This is a genomic window from Stenotrophomonas sp. P5_A8, assembly GCF_056400545.1.
Genome location: NZ_JBFULB010000177.1, coordinates 1 through 7,896 on the forward strand (window position 1 = coordinate 1; position 7,896 = coordinate 7,896).

At 70.3% G+C, this 7,896-nt stretch carries 7 protein-coding genes; 5 read left to right on the forward strand and 2 right to left on the reverse strand.

Annotation, left to right across the window (positions count from 1 at the left end; translation table 11 throughout):
• A partial coding sequence (locus AC1DQP_RS12970; RefSeq protein ID WP_478051745.1) for an SUMF1/EgtB/PvdO family nonheme iron enzyme occupies positions 1 to 1,772 on the forward strand: 1,772 nt, incomplete at its 5' end.
• A 103-nt stretch (positions 1,773 to 1,875) separates the two neighbouring features.
• Positions 1,876 to 2,778, forward strand: a complete 903-nt coding sequence (locus AC1DQP_RS12975) for a M48 family metallopeptidase (protein ID WP_256774703.1) — start codon at positions 1,876 to 1,878, stop codon at positions 2,776 to 2,778.
• Positions 2,779 to 2,809: 31 nt separating this feature from the next.
• Here AC1DQP_RS12975 and xseA read toward each other — a convergent pair whose 3' ends face one another.
• Together xseA and queG are read right to left on the reverse strand one after the other, a co-directional pair.
• Positions 2,810 to 4,150, reverse strand: coding sequence for an exodeoxyribonuclease VII large subunit (gene xseA, locus AC1DQP_RS12980; protein WP_457318404.1), 1,341 nt, complete (start codon positions 4,148 to 4,150; stop codon positions 2,810 to 2,812).
• Positions 4,151 to 4,195: 45 nt separating this feature from the next.
• On the reverse strand, positions 4,196 to 5,284 hold the full coding sequence (gene queG, locus AC1DQP_RS12985; protein WP_457318405.1) for a tRNA epoxyqueuosine(34) reductase QueG: 1,089 nt from the start codon (positions 5,282 to 5,284) through the stop codon (positions 4,196 to 4,198).
• A gap of 23 nt (positions 5,285 to 5,307) precedes the next feature.
• Between queG and AC1DQP_RS12990 the strand changes: the two genes are divergently transcribed.
• The 3 genes from AC1DQP_RS12990 to AC1DQP_RS13000 all read left to right on the forward strand — a co-directional run.
• Positions 5,308 to 6,795 (forward strand): NAD(P)H-hydrate dehydratase, encoded by a 1,488-nt coding sequence (locus AC1DQP_RS12990; RefSeq protein WP_457318406.1) that lies wholly within the window; start codon positions 5,308 to 5,310, stop codon positions 6,793 to 6,795.
• Positions 6,792 to 7,274, forward strand: coding sequence for a tRNA (adenosine(37)-N6)-threonylcarbamoyltransferase complex ATPase subunit type 1 TsaE (gene tsaE, locus AC1DQP_RS12995; protein WP_457318407.1), 483 nt, complete (start codon positions 6,792 to 6,794; stop codon positions 7,272 to 7,274). Before AC1DQP_RS12990 ends, tsaE begins: the two co-directional genes overlap by 4 nt.
• Before the next feature lie 82 nt (positions 7,275 to 7,356).
• The coding region (locus tag AC1DQP_RS13000; RefSeq protein ID WP_478051746.1) for an AMIN domain-containing protein at positions 7,357 to 7,896 on the forward strand (540 nt) is incomplete at its 3' end.

The following is a 7,896-nucleotide window of genomic DNA, read 5'->3' on the forward strand; positions in this document are numbered from 1 at the left end:
GGCCGGCGGCGCGCAGCGCGCCTGCAGCCGCTGCGCCGGTCGCGCAGGTGACCATCGGGGGAGAGGACGCGGCCGAAACCGTGGCGCGCTGGCAGCCACCGGCGGTGCAGATCGCCGATGACGGCGTGGCGGCGGCGCGGCGCAAGGCGGCACAGGCCTTCGAACACGACCGGCTGTACGCCGACGCCGAGGCGGCCATTCCGCTCTGGTTGGCGTTGCTGCAGCACGACGGCAAGGACCGCCAGGCCCTGGCCGGCCTGAAGCGGGCACGTCAGCGCCTGTTGGATGAGGCCGCCGCGCTGCTGTCGCGGCCGCTGAAGCAGCGTGAAGCGCTGGCCCAGGCCAGTGAGATGGCGCTGGTGCTGCTCGAGATTGCGCCCGACGATGCGCGCGTGCGCCAACTGCAGTCGCGCGTGGAGATCGCCCAGCGCGTGATCGCCTACAACCGGGCCGGGGAAGACGACCTGCGTGCCGACCGGGTGGGCGAAGATGGCGATGGCGCCATCCCMAATTTCCGCGAAGCGCTGGCCTTGAATCCGGACGACGCGCGCGCGCGTCAGGGCTTGGCCGCCGCCGAGAGTGCGTTGATCGGCCGTGCCGAAACCGCCGCCCGCGCGGGGGATTTCGCCAGCGCCGGCACCTGGCTGGCCGAGGCGGCCAAGGTGCGCGACTCGTCGATCACCATCGCCGACGCGTTCGAACGGGTCGAGCGCATCCGCGCCGATACGCTCACCCGCCTGCGCGATGAGGGCCTGCGCGACCTGACCACCCCGCAAGGCTTGAAGGCGGCGCGCGAGAAGCTCGAAGACGCCCTGCGCATCGCGCTGCCCGGCGACCCGGTGGTGGGCCAGCTGCGGGAGCGCATCGAACTTGTTACCCACTACGGCAGCTTCCGGCCGCGGCAGGTGTTCAGCGACGCGCTACGCGATGGCGGGCGCGGTCCGCAGATGATCGTGGTGCCGCACGGCGGCTTCCAGATGGGCGCGGGCGACAACGAGCGTGGGGCAAGCGATGCGGAGAAGCCGTCGCACTACGTGCGGTTCGAGCGGGGCTTTGCGATGTCGATCACCGAGGTGACCGTGGCCGACTTCCGTCGCTACGTGCAGGCCAGCAACGCCCGCCCGCGCGCCACCCGGCGCGGCCATTCGATCGTCTACGACGAGCGCAGCGGCAACTTCGTGCGGCATAGCGGGGTGGATTGGCGGTCCGGGTACAACGGCGTACCGGCCATCCCGACCTCGCCGGTGATGCATGTGAGCGTGCGCGACGCCGAGAATTACGCGAGCTGGCTGTCCGAGCAGACCGGCCGCTCCTACCGTCTGCCCAGCGAGGCCGAATTCGAATACGTGCTGCGTGCCGGCAGCAGCGGCCGCTATCCGTGGGGCGATGCAGGCACGCCGCCGCCGAATGCCGGCAACTTCACCGGTGCCGAGGATGTCTCCCCGTCCGGCCGGCACTGGTACAACGCGTTCGTGGGATACAGCGACGGCTGGTGGGGGCCGGCGCCGGTAGGCACGTTCGATGCCAACGCCTGGGGCGTGCACGACGTGGCCGGCAACCTGAGCGAGTGGGTGGCCGACTGCTGGCACGCCAGCTACCGGCGCGCGCCGTCCGACGGGGTGGCCTGGTTCAACCCGGGCTGCCGGCAGCGGGTGATCCGCGGCGGCAACTGGGCCAATGCACCGGACCAGACGCGCGCGGCGTGGCGGCAATCGCAGGATTCAGATACGACCAGCGCCCGCATCGGCTTCCGTCTGGTGCGCGGCATCTGAGCCATGCCGGGCGTGTCCCGGCACTCACGTCAAATCCCCGCGCAGCCACTAAGATGGCGCCGTGTCGGCCAGGGTGTGCCGATCCAGCCAGGGAATCTGCAACATGCGCAACGATCCGTTCGGTGGTCAACAGCAGGGTCGGGCCCGCCGCCCGGGGCTGTTCGGCAACATCCGCTGGTGGGTGCTGCTGGCCTTCGCCGGCTATGCGGCGTTCTATTGGTTCTCCAACCGCGCGGTGGATCCGTATACCGGTGAGCGCGTGCTGATCGACAGTTCGCTCGATGCCACCCAGGAAAAGGCGCTCGGCCTGCAGGCCTACCAGGAGATCTTGGCGCAGGAGCGGCCGCTGGATCCGAATGCGCCGCAGTCGCGCGAGATCCAGTCGATCGCCAAGCGCCTGATCGCCAAGGTGGACGTGGTGGAGACTGCGCTCGCCGAAGAACACGGGTTGAAGCCGGCGCATTTCGCGCGCGACTTCGAGTGGGAGGTCAACGTGATTCCCTCCGAACAGGCCAATGCGTTCTGCCTGCCGGGTGGCAAGATGGCGGTGTACACCGGACTGATTCCAGTGGCCCGCACCGAAGATGCGATGGCGGTGGTGATGGGCCATGAGATCGCCCATGCCCTGCTGCGCCACGGCGCGCAGCGCATGGCCCAGCAGAAGCTCACCCAGATCGGGCAGATGGCCGGCGCGGCCAGTGGCATGGACCCGCAGCAGCAACAGATGATGATGTCGGCGATGGGCTACGGGTATCTGCTGCCGTACGCGCGCAGCCATGAAACCCAGGCCGATGAAGTGGGCCTGATGCTGGCCGCTGCGGCCTGCTACGACCCGCGCGAAGCGGTGCCGTTGTGGGAGCGGATGGGCCAGAGCAGCGGCGGGCAGGCGCCGCCGGAGTTTTCGTCCACCCATCCCAACCCGGGCACGCGCATCCAGAACCTGCAGGCGCTGATGCCCAAGGCGATGGAGTACCGGCAGAAGTACTGCGAGAGCGCGCACCAGTAAACCAGCGCAGGCTGCCCGCCACGCTGGCGCTTCAGCGCGCCGGTTCCTTCACCACCACCTCGATCACCCCGTCCTGCACGCGGGCCTTGAGCGCGTCGCCGGGGCTGACCTGCAGGGGGGAGCGCACCAGGCTGCCGTCGTCTTCGCGGGTGAGGATGCTGTAACCGCGCGCAACCGTGGCCAGCGGGCTGACCGCTTCCATTGAACGGGCCAGTGCGCGCAGGCGCAGCTGGTCGCGCTGCAGCTGGCGGCCGATGGCTGCATCGGCGCGCGGCTGCAGCCGCTGCAGACGCTCGCGCAGGGCGTCCAGACGGCGCTGCGGGTGGCCATTGCGCAACACCACGGCGGCATGCCGCAGCTGTGCCTGGCGGCGCTCGTGCTGCTGCCGCCAGACCCCGGCCAGGCGCCGGGCTAGGTCCTGATGACGGCGCTGCATCAGCTGGAGGCGCGCTTGGGGTCCCTGCGCGTTCAAGCGCAGCAGGGCGCGGTCGGCACGCTGCATGGCCTGGCCCAGCCCGTGGCGCTGCAGCTGCACCATCCGCGCGGCCAGCCGGCGCACGTGCAGGTGCAGGTCGCGCTGATCGGGCACCAGCAGCTCGGCGGCCACCGACGGGGTGGGCGCGCGCAGGTCGGCGGCAAAATCGGCCAGGCTGAAGTCGGTTTCGTGACCCACCGCCGACACCACCGGGGTCTGGCTGGCGGCAATGGCGCGGGTCAGGTGTTCATCGTTGAACGCCCACAGGTCTTCCAGCGAGCCACCACCGCGGGTCAGCAGGATCACGTCGTAGCGGCCGCTGGCATCGGCCGCGCGCAGCAGCGCGGTGATCTGTGCCGCGGCGCTGTCGCCCTGCACCAGGCTGGGCAGCAGGTCCACTTCGAGCAGCGGGAAGCGACGTTGCAACACGCTGAGCACGTCGCGTACGGCCGCGCCGGTGGGCGAGGTGATCACCGCCAGGCGCCGCACGTGCGCAGGCATCGGGCGCTTGCGCTCGGCCGCGAACAGGCCTTCGGCCTCCAGGCGCGCCTTGAGCTGTTCATAGGCGCGGCGCAGCGCACCTTCGCCGGCTTCTTCCATGTGGTCCAGTACCAGCTGGTACTCGCCACGGGCTTCGTACAGGGTCAGCCGGCCGCGCGCGAGCACGCGCATGCCATCGCGCGGGATGAACTTCAGCCACTGGCTCTTGGGCTTGAACAGCGCCGCGCGGATCTGCGCGCGCGCGTCCTTCAGGGTGAAATACATGTGCCCGGAGGCGGGCCGGGTGACGCTGCCAAGTTCGGCTTCGACCCAGATCAGCGGGAACGCGCCTTCCAGCAGGTCGCGGGCCAGGATGTTGAGCTGGCTGGGCGTAAGGATCTGCGTGCTGCGGTCCATGGACGGGTCAAACGCTACGAACGGGCACCTATGGTCGCACAAGCTTCATGGCGCCGGGTCGCGCGCGGCGTGCTGCTGCAGCGCCCATTGCACATGTTCGCGCACGATCGGCGAGGCATGTTCGCCGCGTGCGTGCAGGGCGGCCAGCGTGTCGGCATGGGTGGGGGCATTGCCCAGCGCCACGGCGATGTTGCGCAGCCAGCGCTCGTGGCCGCTGCGCCGGATCGGGCTGCCCTCGGTGCGGCGCAGGAACTCGTCTTCCTCCCACGCGAACAGCTGCGCCAGCGAGGCAGTGTCCAGATCGTTGCGCGCGCGGAAATCCGGTTCGTCGGTGCGCCGCGCGAACTTGTTCCAGGGGCAGACCAGCTGGCAGTCGTCGCAGCCGTAGATGCGGTTGCCCATCAGCGGGCGCATGTCTTCGGGGATGGCGCCGTCGTGTTCGATGGTGAGGTAGGAGATGCAGCGCCGTGCATCCAGCCGCTGCGGGGCGATGATCGCCTGGGTCGGGCACACATCGATGCAGCGCGTGCAGCTGCCGCAGTGCGCACTGGCCGGTGCATCCACCGGCAGCGGCAGGTCGATGTAGATCTCGCCGAGGAAGAACCACGAGCCGCCCTGTTTGTCGATCAGGCAGGTGTGCTTGCCGATCCAGCCCAGCCCGGCATTGCGGGCGAGGGCGCGTTCCAGCACGGGCGCCGAATCGACGAACACGCGGTAGCCGAATGCGCCGATCTCCGCGGCAATCGCATCGGCGAACTTCTGCAGGCGGTTGCGCATCAACTTGTGGTAATCGCGGCCCAGTGCATAGCGGGCCACATAGGCGCGGTCGGCGTCGTGCAGCGTGTTCCACGCCTGCGCATCGTCCTTGTGGCCGTAGTCCATGCCGACGGAAATCACCCGCACGGTGCCGGGCAGCAGTTCGGCCGGGCGCGCGCGCATCGTGCCGTGCCGGGCCATCCAGTCCATCGTGCCGTACAGGCCTTTGCCCAGCCAGTCGGCCAGGTGCGCCTCGTCCTCGCCCAGGTCGATGCCGGACACGCCGCAGCGCTGGAAGCCGTGCGCGCGCGCGATCTCCCGCACGCGCTGGGTGGCGCGGGCCAGGTCGATGGGGGCGGGCAACGGAACAGCGGACATGGCGACAAGTATAGAATCCCGGCATGCCCCAGCTTGCTGAACTGTTCGATGTATCCGCCGCGCGCCGGATCGATGCCCAGGCCAGCGCGGCGCTGGGCGATGGCGGTGCGTCGTTGATGGCGCAGGCCGGGCAGGCCGCCTGGCACTGCCTGTTGGAGCGTTGGCCGCAGGCCCGGCGCATCTGTGTGGTGGTCGGCGCCGGCAACAACGGCGGCGATGGCTATGTGCTGGCCCGGCTGGCACGCCAGTCCGGACGCCAGGTGCAGGTGCTGCGGCTGGCCACCGATGCCGCCGCCACGCCGCTGGCCCAGGATGCGCTGCAGGCCTGGCTGGCCGCTGGCGGGCAGGTGGAGGTCTTCACCGATGCGCTGCCGGACGCCGAYGTGCTGGTGGACGCGCTGTACGGGCTGGGCCTGAACCGCGTGCCGAGCGGGCCGGCGCAGGCGCTGATCGAGGCGATCAACGCCGCCGGCGTACCGGTGCTGTCGCTGGATGTGCCCAGCGGGGTGGACGCCGACAGCGGCGCGGTCGCCGGGGCTGCCGTGCGGGCCAGCGTGACCCTGCAATTCATCGTGCGCCATCGCGGGCTGTATACCGGCGATGCACTTGAACACATCGGCGGGCGCCGGCTGGCACCGCTGCAGTTGCCCGAGGCGGCCGATGCGGGTGTGCTGCCTGCGGCGTGCTCGTGGCAGCCGCCGCGGCTTGCCGCACAACTGCCGGCGCGGCGCGCCAACACCCACAAGGGCGAATCCGGCCATGTGCTGTGCGTGGGCGGCAATCGCGGTAGCGGCGGGGCGGTGATGCTGGCCAGCGAAGCCGCGCTGCGCACCGGCGCMGGGCTGGTCAGCGTGGCGACGCAATCGGTGCATGTCGCGCCGTTGCTGGCGCGGCTGCCCGAAGCGATGGTGCATGCCGTCGAGGACGCGCAGGACCTGCAGGCGCTGCTGCCGCGCACCAAGGTGGTCGCGATCGGGCCCGGGCTGGGCCAGGACGACTGGGCGCACGAGCTCTGGCGGCAGGTGCTGGGCAGCGGCAAGCCGCTGGTCATCGACGCCGACGCGCTGAACCTGCTGGCCAGGAACCCGCAACCGCTGGACGACGCGATTTTGACCCCGCATCCGGGCGAGGCCGCACGCCTGCTCGGCTGCAGCACCGCGCAGATCCAGGTAGACCGCTACGGCAGCGCCCAGTCACTGGCCGAGCGCTTCCACGCGGTGGTGGTGTTGAAGGGCGCCGGCAGCGTGGTTGCCGCCCCCGGCCAACGGCCCCGGGTCATCGCCGCGGGTAACCCGGGCATGGCCGTCGGCGGCATGGGCGACCTGTTGACCGGCATCATTGCCGCGCTGCGCGCACAGGGCCTGGACGCGTTCGATGCCGCCAGCAGCGGTGCACTGCTGCATGGGCTGGCCGGCGATGCCGCCGCCCGCGAAGGCCAGCGTGGCCTGCTCCCCACCGACCTGCTGGTGCCGCTGCGCCGCCTGGTCAATCCGGAACCTTCCACCGCATGATCACGTTTTTCCTCGCCCAGACCGACGACACCGACCTGCTCGGGCAGTGGCTGGCCGCCACCCGTCCGCCCCAGGCGGTGGTACAACTGCAGGGCGACCTTGGCGCCGGCAAATCGACGTTGGCGCGCGCACTGCTGCGTGCGCTGGGCGTGCAGGGCGCGATCCGCAGCCCCACCTACACCCTGGTCGAGCGCTATCCGCTGGACGATGGGCATGAGGCCTGGCACCTGGATCTGTACCGCATCGGCCAAGCCGAAGAGCTGGATTTCCTGGGCCTGGACGAGGGCAGCGCCTCGCTGTGGCTTGTCGAATGGCCCGAGCGCGGCGCCGGCGCGCTACCACCGACCGACCTGGTCATCGCCTTGGAAATCGAAGGGCAGGGACGCCGCGCGCGTCTCACCGCGACCAGCGACGCCGGTCGCGAATGGCTCACCCGCTTGCCTCAAGGGGGCGACTTGCAGGCTGTTTCTGTCGGCTGACAGTAGGAAACACCGGCAGGTTACGGATTATTAAGGGAAAAGGAGTTGCATTTCGTTCAGCGCGGTGATTGAATCCTGACCCATGCCAATGGGGAAACCACTCACCGCCATCTGTGCCGCCGTCGGACTCTGTCTGGCGAGCGCCTTGGCGTGGGCTGGCGAGGTCCGCCAGGTGGGTCTGGAGACCGGCGCCACCGGCACCCGCGCGGAAATCGCGCTGACCGGCAGTGGTGGTTACAAGACCCTGTCGCTGGCCGGTCCCAACCGCCTGGTGGTGGATTTCCCGGACTCCAGCGCGATCCGCAACCTCAAGCTGCCTGCGCCCAAGGGCGTGGTCACTGCCGTTCGTACCGGCCAGCCGGTGCCCGGCACCTTCCGCGTGGTGTTCGACCTCGCCGAATCGGTGGCGCCGTTCCGTCCGCAGATGGTCAAGCAGGGCGATGAATCGCGGCTGGTGATCGAATGGCCCGGCGATGCCCCGGCCAGTGTCGCCCGTGCACCTTCTGCCGTACCGGCGACGGCCAGCGCGCCGCCGCCGACCGCGGTGGTGCCCAGCGCACCCCAGGCCCCGACCGCCGCCGAAGCCGCGCAGGCGCGCAGCGATGCCGCGCGTGCCACCGCA

What these genes read in the sequence shown, in the direction of transcription:
- AC1DQP_RS12975 (WP_256774703.1), top strand. Translation starts at nt 1,876, where the DNA reads ATGCGCAACGATCCGTTCGGTGGTCAACAGCAGGGTCGGGCCCGCCGC.
- xseA (WP_457318404.1), bottom strand. Translation starts at nt 4,150, where the DNA reads ATGGACCGCAGCACGCAGATCCTTACGCCCAGCCAGCTCAACATCCTG.
- tsaE (WP_457318407.1), top strand. Translation starts at nt 6,792, where the DNA reads ATGATCACGTTTTTCCTCGCCCAGACCGACGACACCGACCTGCTCGGG.
- queG (WP_457318405.1), bottom strand. Translation starts at nt 5,284, where the DNA reads ATGTCCGCTGTTCCGTTGCCCGCCCCCATCGACCTGGCCCGCGCCACC.